Source organism: Synechococcus sp. JA-2-3B'a(2-13), from assembly GCF_000013225.1.
Classification (GTDB): Bacteria; Cyanobacteriota; Cyanobacteriia; order Thermostichales; family Thermostichaceae; genus Thermostichus.
This window is the reverse complement of record NC_007776.1, coordinates 1,657,612-1,673,386: the sequence shown is the minus strand read 5'-3', so window position 1 is coordinate 1,673,386 and position 15,775 is coordinate 1,657,612. Positions and strand designations below refer to the sequence as shown.

Below are 15,775 nucleotides of genomic sequence, written 5' to 3'. Positions count from 1 at the left end.
CTTTTGCCAAACCGCCTAAAGCTCAGTAAATTCAGCAAAGTTCAGGGTTTTGGGGGTTAGAGGCATGCTCCTCTCCCTCTGGGTGAGGGCCTCAGCAGCGCGGAGCGCTCGAACACCCCCTTGGGCCACCCAAAACAAAAACCCCTCTCTCTTTGGAAGAGGGGCTGGGGTTGAGGACGGAAATTCAAGCTCGATCAGTAAAGGGCTTCTTCTTGGTGGGTGATGATGGTGCAGTCGGAAGTAGGGTAAGCCACACAGGTCAGCACATAGCCCTGCTCGATCTGATCATCGTCCAGGAAGGACTGATCGCTTTGATCCACTGTGCCGCTCACCAGCTTGCCGGCACAGGTCGAACAGGCACCGGCGCGGCAGGAATAGGGCAGCTCGATCCCTTGCTCTTCCGCCACGTCCAAAATGTACTCATCGTCCGGCACATCGATGGTGACGTTCAAGCCTTGCTCCTCGTTGATCAGAGTGACCTTATAGGTAGCCATCCTGGTTGGGTCTCCAGAAAAAACATCCACTCCTCATCCTGCCACCCTTCTGCCCCAGATCAAGCACCCTTTTGTGAGGAAATAGGCAAATCTTCCGGTTTTTTGCAGGTGGATCCGGGAAAGCTTGCCGGGTAAGGGTTCTGGCTGCTCAAGAGGGCTGTTAGCCCGCAGCGTCTGCATGAAGGGTGAACCTCGGCTCCGATGGCAGAACTGCCGCAGATCCCACCGGTCATTCTTCCGCAATCCTCTCTGTTCAACTTGGACTTGGCAGGGATCCCTGTAGCTCCTGGGTTGCACCTGGAAAAAAAATGGCAAGACTTGCCAAGTTGGGCGGATCTGACTGTATAATTTACGGAGTAACCAGAGCAACCGCTGACACAGGCGTGTGTGCGTCTCCCATCCGAGTATCAAGCCCTTAGCCTTCTCAGTTGCTTCGGGTTGGTTGATCGGGTAAGTTAAGGGAAGTGTTCAGCCGAACCCTACTTTTTTGGTTAAGAGGAGAAAAATGAACGGAAAAACGCATAAGTGGCTGTTGAAGTCACTTGGTTCTCTAACCTTGGCGTCTGCCGTGGTGCTTCTGCCCCTGATCTTGACAGGCTGTGGCGGAGACAGTGCCAGCTCTGTGGTGCCTGTGCCTCCTCCACCTCCTCCACCTCCGCCGCCGGCTCCAACTCCGACTCCAGCTCCAACTCCGACTCCAGCTCCTACCCCAACTCCGACGCCTGCGTCTTTGATTGTGGTTTCGCCTACCTCGATTCCCAATGCGACTGCCAGCTCCGTCAAAACTATCAACGTCAAGCTAGCCCAGGATCCGAGCGGGATCAAGACGGTGACGGTGACGGGGCCAACAGGTTGGAGCATTTCCCCCGCGAGCTTGACCTTTGACAGCAGCAACTTCAACGTGAACCAGCCGGTGCAGTTCACGGCGCCGCTGACGGCGGTGGGTCAGACGCAAAACATCACCTTCAGCGGGACGGGGCTGGGGAGTGTGGATGTGCCGGTGACGGTGACTCCGGTGCCGAACACCTTCTTCCTGGATCCGGTGAACGGCAGCGACAGCAACCCAGGGACGGCGGCAGCGCCGTGGAAGACCTTTGAAGGGGTGCTGAAGGTGGGGGCTGACCCGTATCAGAGCAAGCTGGTGCCGCTCCTGCAGCAGGGCGAGAACGTAACGATTCAGGTGGTAGCGCCGGCGCCGGTTACGCAAAGTCTGACTGCCGCCCTGGGTACTACTGTGCCCGGTGGTTCTATCACCATCGTGGGTCCGACGAATTACAAGCTGTCTATTCCCGCCGGGAACACGTTGACGCTGAACGAGAATGTGAAGTTGGAGGGCTTCTCTATCGAGGTCAAAGGCAATAATGATATTACCATCAACAAGTCCTCTGCATCCATCAACAATGCGACGATTAGGTGTAAACCACCAGCGGGAAATACGTGTATCAACGTTAACGCAGCCAATGTGAAGCTCTCGGGTAATAAGATCACGTTCGATGTGCAAACAACAGCAGTAGCCATACAAAAGCCGGGCGTTATCATCAAAGACAGTGAGTTCAAGTCAGATGGTTCAAATACTGCTGGTAATTCCACTCGAGCTATAGACACTGCTGCTGCTGGTACCACTGTACTTAACTCTAAGTTTGACTTGTCTTCTGTTAACGCTGGTGGTGGTCCGGACACTACAGCAATTGTGCTTAATGCTGGTTCCAGTAGCGCTGTTGTCAAGGGCAACAAGATCCTTGTGGCTGGTGATGCCCCCAATTCATTTGGTGTTTTGGCTGCCGCTGGCACCGGACACCTAGTTCAAGACAATGAGTTCAAGGCTTCTGTCAATAATGTAGGCGTCGGAATAAAATTAGGAGTTCCCATTGCCAACTTTGTCAACGATATCTCGAACGGCAACAGCTTCCCTCAACCGCCGAACCTTGCCCAGAATGTTCAATAACCGGCCAGAAGGCTAGTTTGTTGCTCCCCCCCCTTGTGTGGGGGGTTTTTTGTTGGCTGAAGGTCGCTGCGTTGCTCTCCCTTGGGGCAGAGGGGATGGCCAAAAGGTTTGCCTAGCTGCTTGCCCTGGGGCTGCTGGACTGTGTCGGCAAGGGCGGGCGGCTGATACATTTACGCGACACACTCCGGCTGCCAGTTGCTTGGGGTGGTGCTTCCCAACGCCAAGCTGGCCGGCGTTGATCTGGGCGAGGCGCTGGTGCAGGGGGAGTCTTTCTAGAAGCGGATCTGTCGGGGGCCAATTTGGCGGGGGCCTATGTGGAAAACACCGCTTTCAACGGGGCCCAGTTGCGGCGGGCCAACCTCAGGGGGGCGATTCTGAAAGGGGCCAAGCTGGAGGGGGCGCTGACGGACGGGGAGACCATCTGCCCCGATGGGGAGCGCGGCCCCTGCCGCTGGTAGGCCAGGGATCCGGCTAGAATGGGATCCTAAGCCGGTGTAGGGAACCCCATGTCGGAGCGGTTGGAGCGGGTAGAGGCCATCTTGGAAGTCCTGGCCCAGCAGACGCTGGCCAATGCCCAGGCCACTGCCCGGAATACAGAAGCCATCGAGCGTCTTTTTGCAGCCACCGCCCAGAACACAGAGGCCATTGGGCAAGCCTTTGCAGCCATTGGTCAGAACGCAGAGGCCATTGGGCGTGTTTCCACAGTTACTGTCCAGAACACAGAGGCCATTGAGCGTCTTTTCGCAGTCATTGCCCAAAACACAGAGGCGATTGGGCAAGCCTTTGCAGCCATTGGTCAGAACGCAGAGGCCATTGGGCGTGTTTCCACAGTTACTGTCCAGAACGCAGAGGCCATTGGGCGTGTTTCCACAGTTACTGTCCAGAACACAGAGGCCATTGAGCGTCTTTTTGCAGTCATTGCCCAAAACACAGAGGCGATTGGGCAAGTTTTTGCAGCCATTGCCCAAACTAGGGAGTCCATCGCTGAGCTGCGGGCCAGCATTGCCGAGCTGCGCCAGGTGGTTGAGCAGCAAAACCGCGCCATTACCTACCTTATGAGCCAAGACTAGGCCCAGAGTCTTCCTTCTCGGCCAGGGTTGGGGAATAATACCCGTTAGTTCCCCTGAGCTGGCCGGCGCCGAACCAAGACTGCAACCGCTGTCCTAATTCCTACTCACTTTGCTGAAGGTCTGAGAATGTCTAAGCGCAACTTCCCACATAGGCGGCATTTTTCCCTGGCCTCGTTGGTATTGTCTGCTGCTCTGGCCGGGCTAGTGGTGGCCTGTGGCTCTTCCTCAAGGGATCCTCTCACGGTTGCCACGCCCACGCCAACACCGACACCCACGCCCACTCCAACTCCAACACCCACGCCAACACCGACTCCTGCCGGCCCGCAGATTACGATCCCGGGCTTGCCGGCAGGGGCCACGGTAACCATTCGACAAGCAGATGGCACGGTGATCGCCACCTCCACCTCGGTGTCTGGGAATGTGGCCACCTTCCCCACTTCCTTTACCATTCCCTTTGGCGGCCAGATCCGGGTGACTCCCGCCATTCCTTCACCTGGGCCGATTACGGTCGGCGGTACTACCCTTAGCACCTTTGACAACACCACCAACCCTGGCAGCACCACCTACTTCAACTTCGGGCCTGGCATTTTGGTGAACTAACTCAGGGCTGGCTCCAGGAGGGCAATCGGTTCTCATTCAGGAGGAGCTGGGTGGCAGCCGGTTGTCTTTCTTGTTCTTCAACTTTGGGAAAGGCACCGTCTCTGTACTTCTTTTTTTGAGAGCTCTTTGGGTATCCTTAGGATCAGCGTAAGGTTTGTCTTGTGGTTTCCCTGGAGTGAGCTGGGCAAGTCTTGTCAAGGACTTCTACCCTGGCAAGGATTCTTCAGTAGGAGGTTTACCATGGCTTCCCGCGGCTCAAGGCCCGGCTTCCGGTCTTCGTTAGCTCCCCTGCTTCTGGCTTCCTCCCTGGCAGGAGGCATGGTCGCTTGTTCGTTCTCTTCGGATCCGCCTACGGTTACTCAAGTTCCGCCGACCATTTCCGCTCAGGCGCCGGAAACGGCAGTTCGGGGTTCCGAGAGCATTGCTTTCTACTACGACGGGGTAAAGACCTCAGTCACCATCAAGGATGCGGCAGTCCTTTTTGCCGCCTGCACCCTCAACACCAACGACTCCGGGAAGATTGTTAACTTTGTCAATAACACCCTCAAGGTGGGGCCGATTACGGCTGCCGACGTGACGGGGTTGGGCAACCCGCTCAAGCCGTCCATTTCGGACTTTACTGCCGATGGGGTGGTGGACTGCAAGGATGCGGCGGTTTTGTTTGCGGCAATTTCAACAGGTCTTCCGCCGACGGCCAGTAAGATCAATCCCTTCCTTGCCACCACCCTGAAGCTCAGCGGTGTCAGCGTCACGCAGCCGAACTTAGATACCCTCTTCAGCGAGCCCACCCCGACTCCGACACCGACTCCGACCCCGACTCCGACGCCCACACCTTCGACCATCCAGTTCTTCGTAGATCCAGTGTATGGAGACAATACGAACCCTGGTACGGCTACTCAGCCATTTCAAACAGTGGAGTATGCGCTAACTACACCCATCGTCAGCTCTGCTGCCAACACTACCGGCTCAGGCACCGGCGGAGGAACAGATGTAACGGTAACGATTGTCAGGGCAGCAACTCAGGGCGTTTCTAGCAACATCAGCACCCCTAACCTGACTAAAGGATCTGTGACGGTGGTCGGCCCCAGTGGCTTTAACCTCAATTTGAGCGGCAAGCTCCTAACTCTCAACAAAGGCTATCGCCTCAAGGGCTTCAAGATTACCAGCGGGGATCCGGGTGGGCCTACTCCTACAGCAGCCATCAACCTTGCCGGTGTGGGCACATCTTTAGAAAACATGAAGATTGACTGTAAGGATCTTGGCACTGGCGGCACGCCCTTTACAAGTTTGGGTGACAGGTGTATTGCAGTAACTGCTCTAACGCTGGGCGGTACCATCTTGCTGCAAGGGCTGGAGGTTCAGATCAAAGGCGACAAAGACTACACCGCCGCCATCGTGCATGCAGGTAACAACACAACTCTGGAGGTAGTCGGCAGTACCATTGAATCTACCGGCAGCAATGGTCTAGGTGTTGTGGGTGTTTTAGGTGGAGCTTCAGCAGGGCCGGTGATTGTTCAATCGAGCACGGTGAATCTCGAAAGCATTACCAGTGGAACCGACCTTAAACCAAGCATAGCCGTTTGGCTAAACGTCGGAGGCTCCAAGGTGTTGGGCCCAAGCTCTAAGATCAAGCTGAACGGTAACACAGCCAATCAGTTAGGGGCAATTGGGATTAAAGCTAGCCACTCCAGCGGTTCTGTGATCGTGGATGGCACCACCTTCAGCACTGGAACCAATGAGGTTGGTATTGGCATCAAAAATGCAGCAACGGGAACGGGAACCCTAAGCTTAGGTACCAACACTTTCCCTCCTCCTTCTGGGGATCCTTCTTCCTGCAGCCCTATGAACCCTTGCCTGAAGCATAAAGTTCTCCCTCCTCTTTAAGCTTGACTCCTCCCCCTGCTGGCCCCGCTAGGGGGCCTTTTTTGGAAGGTACTCGGCTAGGGCAAAAGCTCTATCTCACCCCCAATTGGGCCAAAAACAGCGTCGTTGCCAAGGAAGAGCCCCTCCCCTGGGGGCAGGCGGCGCCCTTCTGGAGGCAGGGTATAGGGATCCGCAGCAGCCAGGTTAACGCCTGGGTACCCCAGGTCCTGCATGGCTGCAGCCGTAATACGACTAAGAGCAGGGCGTGCAGGTGGCGGTGGCAGCACCGGCGTCATCAGCTCCAACCCTAGGGTTCGCCGCCAGTGACCTTCGGGAGGTGGCTCAACCTCCACCGGCACATTCCCCGATCCGCCCAGGCTGTTGTACTCAGCAGTGGCCTGCCGGCCGGCAAAGCGCGGGTTGGAGGTGCCGCTGTTGAGGAGAAGAGGACGCCAGTTGGGGACGGTGCCAAACCCCAGAGCATGGCCCAGCTCGTGCAGGACAACGTCAAACAGGGATCCCTGATCCTCTAAGCGACCCAGATATGCCGGGTCGATCCCTATCCTGGCATAGGGGATGATGCCGATCCCGGGCCGAAGGGGGCCACAGGGGCCCGCTTGACCCACAGCCTTACCCGGACCATCACTCTCAGGGGGGCTGGAGAGGAGCCGGGCGCCGGTTACTTGAACCAAGAGATCATCCACAGGCCGGTTGACCAGGGGAGTCGGGGGGAAACCAGCTCCGCAGAAGCCAGCCTCCAGAGTTACGGTTACATCAGGCAGATCCCCGGTGATGATCTGCTCCCAGCGCCGGGCCGCTTGCAGAACGATGTTGCGCTGGGAAGGGCTGAGGCTGTTGTCGATGAATTCAATCTCGATGTTGAAGCCGCCAGCAGAGGGAGTGGGCGAAGCCGTGGGAGAAGGAGTGGGTGCCGGGGCAACCAGAGCAGTCCTAAGCTGGAAAGCACCCGTAGCACCAGGGTCATAACTGCTAACCCGCACCAAGTAGTTGATTCCAGCTTGCACAACCAAGTCGAGCTGGGAATTCGTACTCCCCCCAAAGTCGTCGTTTTCGGCAATCACCTCGCCGGTAGCCTGGTTAACGATGAAAAGGTAAGTATCGAAGTCGATACTGGAAAGCTGGATCCGCACCGTTTGCCCCGCAGGCGCGCTGAGCAGGAAATCCTGAATGAAGTGAGTAGGACGACGGGGATCCCGAGGGCTACTGGTGGTCAAGCGCCCTGTAACCGCCTGCGGCACCCCCAGGGTGGGGATCCCAGGTGGTGACGGCGAAGGCGAGGCGGTTGGAAGCCCTGTGGGCGGAACAAATCCCGGCCCTGGCAATCTGGCCGCTTGTTCAGGCGTAAGGTTGAGGGGAGGTTGCAGCCGCAAAACGGTGTTGACGAAGGTGTTGATGCGGTTGGCATCGCGGGTCTGCAAAGTGGCAATGGCAAACAAAATAGCCGCATCCCGAATGGTGCCTGGCGTGCCATCCCCATCAAAATCGGAGATGGCCACCGGATTGGGGTCGGCCGTGGTCACCTCAGCCAAGGTGAGAGGAGGCTGCACCCGCAAAACGGTGTTGACAAAGCTGACAATCTGGCTGGGCTGGGTGATCCCGCTGGCAATGGCAAAGGCAATGGCGGCATCGCGGATGGTTACCGATTGCGGGTTGCCGTCGTAGTAGGCAGCAACGCCTCCTTCTGGGGCGGGCGATGAAGTCTCTGGGCGACTGAGGAGGCTGGGCCCGCTAGCTAGCCCACAAGCAGCCAGAATTCCAAGGAGAAAAGTTGCCATTAACCAAAACAGCCGCTTGCGGGGGCTCATCGAAGGATCCCTCTTCCCGACTCCCCTGAATTCTAGGTTAGGTAGTTACAAAACACCCCACCACTATACCATCCTCAGGCTTTTCTGGATTTGCCTCAGTCTTTTGCTTGCTGTGCAGTACGATAGGGTGCGTGCTAAGAGTGTTGGGATACCCAAAAACAGGAAGACTGCCATGGCAGAGAAAGTTGTGTCCAACCCCGTACAGGCGCAGTTTGACGAGTTTCCCTACCCGAATGTGCCGATTGAGCAGACGGTTACCGACAACCTTGCCTTGTTTGCCAACAGCCTTACGACGGCCAGGTACCTGCGGGATCGCAAGGTGGTATTGCCGGAAGGCAAGGTGATGCTCAATGCCGGCTGTGGCTCCGGTTGGGAAACTTTGGTTTTGGCAACGGCCAACCCCGGCGCTCGCTATGTGGGTGTGGATATTTCGCCGGAGTCCATCAAGATGGCAGAGCAGCGCTTTAAGTTCCATAAGATTGAAAACGCCCGCTTTCATGTTATGGACATTACCGACATGACGGCGCTGGGGGAGGAGTTTGATTTTATTGCCTGCAACGACGTTCTCTACCTACTGGACGACCCGGTTGCCGGTTTGAAAGGCATGCGGCAGGTGCTCAAGCCCGATGGGATCATCCGCACCAATGTTCATAGCCTTTATCAGCGGCAGTTTATCTTCAACATGCAGGATGCGATGGAGCTGCTGGGGGTGATGGACGAGCCGGCAGCCAAAGCGGTGCCCCTGCTACGAGAGGTGATGGAAGCGCTCACCGACGCCAGCTTTGTGAAGAGCCACTGGAACGGCGATGCCATCAAAACCACAGCGGGGATCCTGGCCAACTTCCTGCTGCGCAGCGACAAGGGCTTTACGGTGCCGCAGGTGTTTGAGATGTTGAGGCAGGCCGGCCTCGAGTTTATTAGCATGGTGAATTGGCAGCAGTGGAAGTTGGAGAGGGTCTTGACCAAGCCGGTGCCCTACTCGATGCGGCAACTCAATAAGTTAAGCGAGGAGCAAAAGCTTCACTTCATCGAGCTGATTTTCCCCAACATGACCCGCTTGATCGACTTTTGGTGTGGGCACCCCGGCATTCCCAAGGCTGAGCCGTTTACGAACGACGAATGGTGGAACGGCACGGTGCAAGCCCACCCCCTTCTGGTGAAGTTGGATGCCAAGCAGGCTTTTCTCAACGCCATTCGGGACAACGGGCCTGTCAACATCAACGGCTGGCCGGGAGCTGAGGGGAACATTACCATCGATCCTTTCTCGGTGCGCTGGCTGGTGGATGTCTTCGGCCCCTTGCCGGTGCCGGTGCAATCTCTAGTCCACAAGACCATGGAGATTATGGACTGGACGCAGGAAGAAGCGTTTAGTCAAGTGTTGGCCAACCTGAAGTTTTTGGAAGAACGCCTGGTCATTCTGCTGGATTCCCCACTTCGCTAGGCAAGTGCAAAGCCAGGACTTACGAAAGCCCCCCTGATTCATACATGGGGGCCTTTTTGGTTGACATACCCCCCGCCCTAAAGGACGGGGATTCTTTCTCAGCCAGCAGAATTGCTCCTACCAACTGAGCTACACAGGGCATGAGGCTGTTCGCGTTAGCGGGACGGAGTCCTCAACCTCAACCCTATGGGGGATGCCATAACCCCAACTACTGGGCCGGAGCCCAGATACTTCCTGCGTTCGCGTTAGCGTTGCGTAGCAACAATGTTAATTGCACCCACCCCGTCCCGATGGAACTCAAACCCACACCCACACCTGTACACACGACCTTTGGGCTTGTTTCTCTGCCCACAAACAGGACACTCCTGAGAGCTGTACTGCTCATCCTGCAGCACAACCTTCATCCCCAGCCGTTCGGCCTTGTAAGTGATTTGGTGCCGAGCTTGACCATGCAACATCTGGTGGATCTTCTGATTCGCTTTCTTGTTGTAGTTGGCAGACATCCGGATATCCCGAATGTCGCCAATCACAACTGTCTGCACGCCTCGCTCGTGGAGCGTGGAGACCAGTCTGGTCGTCTGCTTGTGCAGAATGTCTTGGATTTGGTGGTGTAGCTTCTTGAGCTGCAGGCGTAAGGACTCCGTCCCGCTCACGCGATTGGAACGGATTAGCCGCTTCCACCGCCGAGAACCCCGCTTTTTGCGCGCCAGGAGTCGAGCTAGCTTGCCCTGCAGCTTGTTCTGGTAGCGCCTTTTGGAGCGCAGCAGCCTGCCATTGGCAAGGTAGGTTTGTCCCCCCTCATGAGCGACTGCGGGGTGAATCTCACCCAAATCCACAGCGGCAACGTTGCTCTCTTCCCCCTCTTCTTCCGGCAGCGTATCCCCCACCTTGTAGCAAGCTCTCAACTCATACTGCTGGCCATCCCAGCCCATCTCTACCCAAACAGGTGTGTCCCAAGCCCAGTTAATCATCAGGGGCTCATTGCCTTTCCCGTTCGACAATCGCAGCTTTCCATTGACGACTTGGATGGCTGAAGACTTCCATTGAACTTTGGAATAGTACCGACGCCGTCGAGGTGGACGGGCGTTGGGGTCGGTTTGGCGGCGTTCTCGCCAGGACTTCAAAGAGGCAAAGAAGCTTTGCACTACCGCGTCTGCACTGTGAGCATGAAGTGTATTCTCAGGGTCGTTGGGAAACCACCGCATTAGCGTGGAAGGTTTCAACCACAGTCCCTTCTTGCGGACAACCCGCCAAAAGTGAACGAGCACCTTTGAGTACAGCTCGCCTGCTGCCCTGCTCAACAGCTGCAGTTGCTCTGAGACGCCTAGCTTGAGCTTGCGGACAAGGTACATGCAAAGTTGCCTTTTCTGTCGAATAGCATCTTACAAAAGCCGCCCTAGAAGGGCGGGGCTTGTAACCCAGTTTTTTTGGTCATCGTTTTTATCCCAGCCGCTGCTCGGTTTGCGGGTCAAACAGGTGGAAGCGATCCATGTCGAAGACCACTTCTGCCCACTGGTTAACCCGAAGCTGGGTACGGGGATCCACGCGGGCCACAAACTCCTGCTCGGCCAGGATCCCTTCTCGGTCGGTGGTGCTGAGATGGAGGATCACTTCATGGCCGATCAGCTCGGTGACGGAGACCTTAGCCCGCACCGGGGCAGGTTGGATCCCTGGGGGTTGGTACTGGGGATCGTGGATGTTTTCCGGGCGGATGCCGAAGATGACCGACTTGCCGACGTATTGCCAATAGGGCTCTGCCTGGTGGGGCGGGATGGCCACGCGGAAGGCGCCGGTATCGATCCAGAGGGTGCCCTCCTGCTCCCGCAGCTTGGCCTGGAAGAAATTCATGGCGGGGCTGCCGATGAACCCGGCCACAAACAGGTTGGCCGGGCGGGTGTAGAGGGTGTGGGGGGTATCCACCTGCTGCAGGCGGCCATCCTTCATGACGGCGATGCGGTTGCCCATGGTCATGGCCTCCACCTGGTCGTGGGTAACGTAGATAAAGGTGGTGCCCAGTTGCATGTGCAACTTGCTAATCTCGGCCCGCGCCTGTACCCGCAGCTTGGCATCCAAGTTGGAGAGGGGCTCATCCATCAAAAACACCGCCGGATTGCGCACGATGGCCCGCCCGACGGCAACCCGCTGCCGTTGCCCACCCGAAAGTTCCTTGGGCTTGCGGTTAAGCAGGTGCTCGATCCCAAGGCGCTTGGCCACCCCCCTAACCCGGCTTTCGATCTCCGCCCGTGGCAGGCCGCGCAGCTTGAGGCCAAAGGCCATGTTCTCGGCCACGGTCATGTGGGGGTAGAGGGCGTAGGACTGGAAGACCATGGCGATATCCCGATCCTTGGGGGGGATATCGTTGACCACTCGGTCGCCGATGTAGATGGAGCCGGCGCTCACCTCTTCCAGTCCGGCCAGCATGCGCAAAGAGGTGGTTTTGCCGCAGCCGGAGGGACCGACGAAGACGAGAAATTCCCCGTCTTCGATGGCGATGTTCAGGTCGTGGACGGCGGTGGTGTCTCTGTAGCGCTTGGTAACGTGTTCGTAGGTAACGCTGGCCATGCTCTCAACCTTGGCTCCGTTGCGCACTCAAACCCTATCCAAAGCGGCGGGCAAAAGTCAAATCGAGTTGAGTTGAGTTCGGTAGGGAGAGCTGGGGATCCCTGCAGCGAAGCCAGTTTATGGTCGTTGCCCCTGCCCTTGCCCCGGCCCCTTTCCCAGAAGGAGAGGGGAGCTGGGAAGCCATGGAATCTTGAACCGAAATGTAAAAAAAGGTAGGCTCATCGCCTACCTCTATGGGATCCTTTTTCCCTATTAGGAAGTTGCCTAACCTCTAGGCCATCAGGAGACAACGCTCACTTTGACCACTTGGGCTTTTTCAGAGTCTGCCTTGGGCAAGGTGAGGGTGAGGATCCCATCTTTGTATTCGGCTTTCACTTGATCGTGTTTGATCCGGTTCGGCAGCGGGATCACCCGTTGGAAGCGCCCATAACGGAATTCAGTCCGGGTTACCCCTTTGTCTTCAGAGCGCTTCTCAAATCGCCGTTCCCCGGTGATGGAGACCGCTTCGGCTGTCGCTTGGATATCCAAGTCGTTGGGGTTCAAGCCGGGCAGCTCCAGCTTCAGGGTAATGGTTTCGGGATCATCGTGCATCTCCACTGCCGGCATGAAGGCAAAGCCGTCGGCCTCGGTGGTGCGAGGGATCAGCCGGTCGAACATCCGGTTCATTTCCCGTTGAATTTCGTCAATTTCACGAAACGGATCCCAGCGGACAAGAGCCATAGAGCATCCTCCTCCTCTATTACTTTGCTTTTTTGACTTCCAGTTCGAGTTTTTAGCTTAGCTTTCGGGGCTCAACTTTAGAGGTATAAGCAAAACCTCTATGCTTCTAGTGTATTCAAATCTATTCCGAGAAGTGTAGGGTTTTCTGGAATGTTTCTTAGGTGTTTACCCTACAGGTTTATCCATCCAAAACCCTCTGGGACTCCGTATGTTTGGGGCGGCGATGGAGTTTTGTGGGTAACCACATACTGAGACCGGTGGCCACCATCACCAGCAGCCCCAGTCCGTTTAAGAAGGGGTAAACCGCTTGCAGATCGAGGGGGCCCCACTGCCCTTTGTGGATTTGGATCAGCCAGTAGTAGTCGAAGTTTTGGTTGAGGCGGGCAATTTGATACAGGGATCCCGTTAGCACCGTTACCACCAAAGGCAAGGCCAGGATGGGGGCAAGGGTGCGGTGGATGCGGCGGATCCTCTTTGGATTCAGGGCCATTGAGCTTTCTCCAGGGCAATGGGGCGATCCCTGCCATGCTATCAGGGCAGCTAGCCCCTATTCTCGCTCAAGAACGGCTCCTGGACAGCTCCTCCACGTGCTGCCGCGGGATGACCCGTCCTTCGTCCTCAAAGCCAGGGATCTCGTGGAAGTTGAGGTAGCGGTACAGCTCGCCGGCAAAGGGCTGGATCTTGGTGGAGACGATCTCTTGGTATTCCTCAGGGGTGGGGATCCGGCCCAAAAGGGCGCAGGCGGCGGCCAGCTCGGCGGATCCCAGATAAACCCGCGCGTCTTTGCCCATGCGGTTGTTGAAGTTGCGGGTGGAGGTGGACATGACGGTGGCCCCGTCTTCCACGCGGGCTTGGTTGCCCATACACAAGCTGCATCCCGGCATTTCCGTTCTGGCCCCGGCGGCAGCAAAGATGCCGTATACGCCTTCCGAGCGCAGTTGTGCCTCATCCATGCGGGTGGGCGGACAGATCCAGAATTGGCGCACCTTGGCCCGCCCTTGGCCTTCCAGGATTTTGGCGGCGGCGCGGTAGTGGCCGATGTTGGTCATGCAGGAGCCGATGAAAACTTCGTCAATCTTGATCGGCGTATCGGGGTTGCCGGCGGCGTGTTGGGCATGGACTTCGCTCAGGGTCATCACCTTGTCGGGATCGTTGGGGGCACAGACAATTGGCTCGGTGATGGTGCTGAGGTCAATTTCGATGACTTCGGCGTATTCGGCGTCGGCATCCGCCTCCAGGAGGGTGGGGTTGGCCAGCCATGCTTCCATTTTGGCGATGCGCCGCAGCAAGGTTCTCGCATCCTGATAGCCGCGGGCGATCATGTTCTTCAGCAGCACCACGTTGGAGCGCAGATATTCTGAGACCGTCTCGATGCTCAGCTTGATGGTACAGCCGGCACAGTTGCGCTCTGCCGAGGCATCGGTAAACTCAAAAGCTTGCTCCACCTTCAGATCCGGCAGGCCCTCGATCTCCATGATGCGCCCGGCAAAGACGTTTTTCTTGCCTTTTTTCTCAACGGTCAACAGGCCCCTCTGAATGGCCACGTAGGGGATGGCATGGACAATGTCCCGCAGGGTGATCCCCGGCTGCAATTCACCTGTAAAGCGCACCAGCACCGATTCCGGCATGTCCAAGGGCATCACCCCCATGGCGGCGGCAAAGGCCACCAGACCGGATCCTGCCGGGAAGGAGATCCCCAAGGGGAAGCGGGTGTGGGAGTCGCCCCCTGTGCCCACGGTGTCGGGCAGCAACATGCGATTCAGCCAGGAGTGGATAATGCCATCGCCGGGACGCAGGACAACGCCCCCGCGGGAAGCGAAAAAGTCGGGCAGCTCTTTGTGGATCTGGATGTCCACCGGCTTGGGATAGGCGGCGGTGTGGCAGAAGCTCTGCAGCACCAGGTCGGCGTTGAAGCCCAGACAGGCCAGCTCCTTCAGCTCATCGCGGGTCATGGGGCCGGTGGTGTCCTGGGATCCCACCGTGGTAATGAGGGGCTCACAACTGGTGCCCGGGCGCACGCCTGGCAGCCCACAGGCTTTGCCCACGATTTTTTGCGCTAGGGTATAGCCTTTGCCGGTGTCTGCCGGTGGAGTGGGGCGGATAAACAAGGTGGAGGGAGGTAAACCCAAGGCTTGGCGGGTTTTGTCGGTGAGGGCACGGCCAATCAACAGGGGAATACGTCCCCCCGCCCGCACTTCGTCGGGGAGGGTTACGGGCCGCAGGGAAAAGGTGGAGAGAACCTGGCCGGCCTCAGAGCGGATCACACCTTCGTAGGGGCAAATGGTAACCACCATGCCGGTTTCCAGGCGGGAGACATCGCACTGGATGGGCAAGGCCCCGGCATCTTCGGCGGTGTTGAAGAAGATGGGCGCGATGGTGCCCCCCAGGATGACCCCGCCGGCCCGCTTGTTGGGCACATGGGGAATGTCGTGGCCGATGTGCCAGAGCAGCGAGTTGAGGGCGGATTTGCGGGAGGATCCCGTGCCTACCACATCCCCCACAAAGGCAACGGGATGGCCGCGGCGCTTCAGCTCGGCAATGGTAACCAGGGATCCTGGAGCGCGGGACTCCAGCATGGCTTGGGCGTGGAGGGGGATATCCGGGCGGGTGGTGGCGTGGGCGGCGGGGGAAAGGTCGTCGGTGTTGATCTCGCCGGCAACCTTGAACACTGTTACAGTGATTGCTGCGGCCAGGGGAGCTTTGGCGGTAAACCATTCGCCCTTGGCCCAAGACTCGATCACCTGTCGGGCATAGGCATTGCCGGCTTGGCTCAGCTCCAGCACATCGTGAAAGGCATCGAAGATGAGCAGCGTGTGGCTGAGGGCGCGGGCTGCTGCTGCTGCAATCTCCTGGCGCGGATCCTGTAAGAGATCCAGCAAAACCTGAACGTTGTAGCCCCCCAGCATCGTGCCCAAGAGCTCCACCGCCCGCAGGGGAGTGATCAACGGGGATTCAACCTCCTCCTTGGCCACAGCGGCCAAAAAGCCCGCTTTCACATAGGCGGCTTCATCGACCCCCGGCGGGACGCGCTCTGTTAAGAGGTGCAACAAAAAGGCTTCTTCGCCAGCAGGCGGGGCCTTCAGGAGCTCGCACACCTGGCTGGTCTGGGCAGCGTTTAAGGGCAGCGGCGGGATCCCTTGGGCCTCGCGGGCAGCGGCGTGTTGGCGGTATTCGGCCAGCATGGGGGTTTAGGCACTCGACGTGGGTATTTATTCTACCGCTAGCTCGGCAGAGGAAAGGTCCTCGAGAAGGGA

14 protein-coding genes are annotated in these 15,775 nt (G+C 57.7%); 7 read left to right on the top strand and 7 right to left on the bottom strand.

Annotated elements, in window-relative coordinates:
* Positions 1 to 194: 194 nt before the first annotated feature.
* Entirely contained in the window at positions 195 to 494 is a 300-nt protein-coding gene (locus CYB_RS07605; protein WP_011433206.1) for a ferredoxin, read from the bottom strand.
* A 201-nt stretch (positions 495 to 695) separates the two neighbouring features.
* On the opposite strand from CYB_RS07605, the gene CYB_RS15155 reads away from it, so the two are divergent.
* The 6 genes from CYB_RS15155 to CYB_RS07575 all read left to right on the top strand — a co-directional run bounded on the left by CYB_RS15155 (position 696) and on the right by CYB_RS07575 (position 5,993).
* Positions 696 to 842, top strand: coding sequence for a hypothetical protein (locus tag CYB_RS15155; RefSeq protein WP_011430273.1), 147 nt, complete (start codon positions 696 to 698; stop codon positions 840 to 842).
* Between the two features lie 382 nt (positions 843 to 1,224).
* Positions 1,225 to 2,439 carry a hypothetical protein gene (locus CYB_RS15150; RefSeq protein WP_187147223.1) on the top strand — a complete coding sequence of 405 codons (1,215 nt, stop codon included), beginning with the start codon at positions 1,225 to 1,227 and terminating at the stop codon, positions 2,437 to 2,439.
* Positions 2,440 to 2,723: 284 nt separating this feature from the next.
* Positions 2,724 to 2,897: a pentapeptide repeat-containing protein gene (locus CYB_RS14365; RefSeq protein ID WP_083757644.1), complete on the top strand. Its 174-nt coding sequence runs from the start codon at positions 2,724 to 2,726 to the stop codon at positions 2,895 to 2,897.
* Between the two features lie 48 nt (positions 2,898 to 2,945).
* A complete protein-coding gene (locus CYB_RS07585) occupies positions 2,946 to 3,509 on the top strand; it encodes a hypothetical protein (RefSeq protein WP_041436498.1) in 564 nt (187 codons plus the stop codon).
* 126 nt (positions 3,510 to 3,635) lie between these two features.
* On the top strand, positions 3,636 to 4,109 hold the full coding sequence (locus CYB_RS14850) for a hypothetical protein (RefSeq protein ID WP_148202729.1): 474 nt from the start codon (positions 3,636 to 3,638) through the stop codon (positions 4,107 to 4,109).
* A 318-nt stretch (positions 4,110 to 4,427) separates the two neighbouring features.
* Complete coding sequence (locus CYB_RS07575; protein WP_148202728.1) at positions 4,428 to 5,993, top strand: hypothetical protein; 1,566 nt, start codon at positions 4,428 to 4,430, stop codon at positions 5,991 to 5,993.
* Positions 5,994 to 6,049: 56 nt separating this feature from the next.
* Here CYB_RS07575 and CYB_RS15145 read toward each other — a convergent pair whose 3' ends face one another.
* Entirely contained in the window at positions 6,050 to 7,798 is a 1,749-nt protein-coding gene (locus CYB_RS15145) for a peptidase M8 (RefSeq protein ID WP_011433203.1), read from the bottom strand.
* Positions 7,799 to 7,970: 172 nt separating this feature from the next.
* Between CYB_RS15145 and CYB_RS07565 the strand changes: the two genes are divergently transcribed.
* On the top strand, positions 7,971 to 9,239 hold the full coding sequence (locus CYB_RS07565) for a class I SAM-dependent methyltransferase (RefSeq protein ID WP_011433202.1): 1,269 nt from the start codon (positions 7,971 to 7,973) through the stop codon (positions 9,237 to 9,239).
* A 245-nt stretch (positions 9,240 to 9,484) separates the two neighbouring features.
* Here the strand turns inward: CYB_RS07565 and CYB_RS07560 are convergent, their stop codons facing one another.
* The 5 genes from CYB_RS07560 to acnB all read right to left on the bottom strand — a co-directional run bounded on the left by CYB_RS07560 (position 9,485) and on the right by acnB (position 15,703).
* On the bottom strand, positions 9,485 to 10,591 hold the full coding sequence (locus tag CYB_RS07560; protein WP_011433201.1) for an RNA-guided endonuclease InsQ/TnpB family protein: 1,107 nt from the start codon (positions 10,589 to 10,591) through the stop codon (positions 9,485 to 9,487).
* An 88-nt stretch (positions 10,592 to 10,679) separates the two neighbouring features.
* Positions 10,680 to 11,801 carry an ABC transporter ATP-binding protein gene (locus tag CYB_RS07555; protein WP_011433200.1) on the bottom strand — a complete coding sequence of 374 codons (1,122 nt, stop codon included), beginning with the start codon at positions 11,799 to 11,801 and terminating at the stop codon, positions 10,680 to 10,682.
* 279 nt (positions 11,802 to 12,080) lie between these two features.
* Positions 12,081 to 12,521, bottom strand: coding sequence for an Hsp20/alpha crystallin family protein (locus CYB_RS07550; protein WP_011433199.1), 441 nt, complete (start codon positions 12,519 to 12,521; stop codon positions 12,081 to 12,083).
* Positions 12,522 to 12,699: 178 nt separating this feature from the next.
* The gene (locus CYB_RS07545; protein ID WP_011433198.1) at positions 12,700 to 13,011 is read right to left on the bottom strand and encodes a PepSY domain-containing protein; all 312 of its coding nucleotides are present in this window, start codon (positions 13,009 to 13,011) and stop codon (positions 12,700 to 12,702) included.
* A gap of 67 nt (positions 13,012 to 13,078) precedes the next feature.
* A complete protein-coding gene (gene acnB, locus CYB_RS07540; protein ID WP_011433197.1) occupies positions 13,079 to 15,703 on the bottom strand; it encodes a bifunctional aconitate hydratase 2/2-methylisocitrate dehydratase in 2,625 nt (874 codons plus the stop codon).
* Between the last annotated feature and the right edge of the window lie 72 nt (positions 15,704 to 15,775).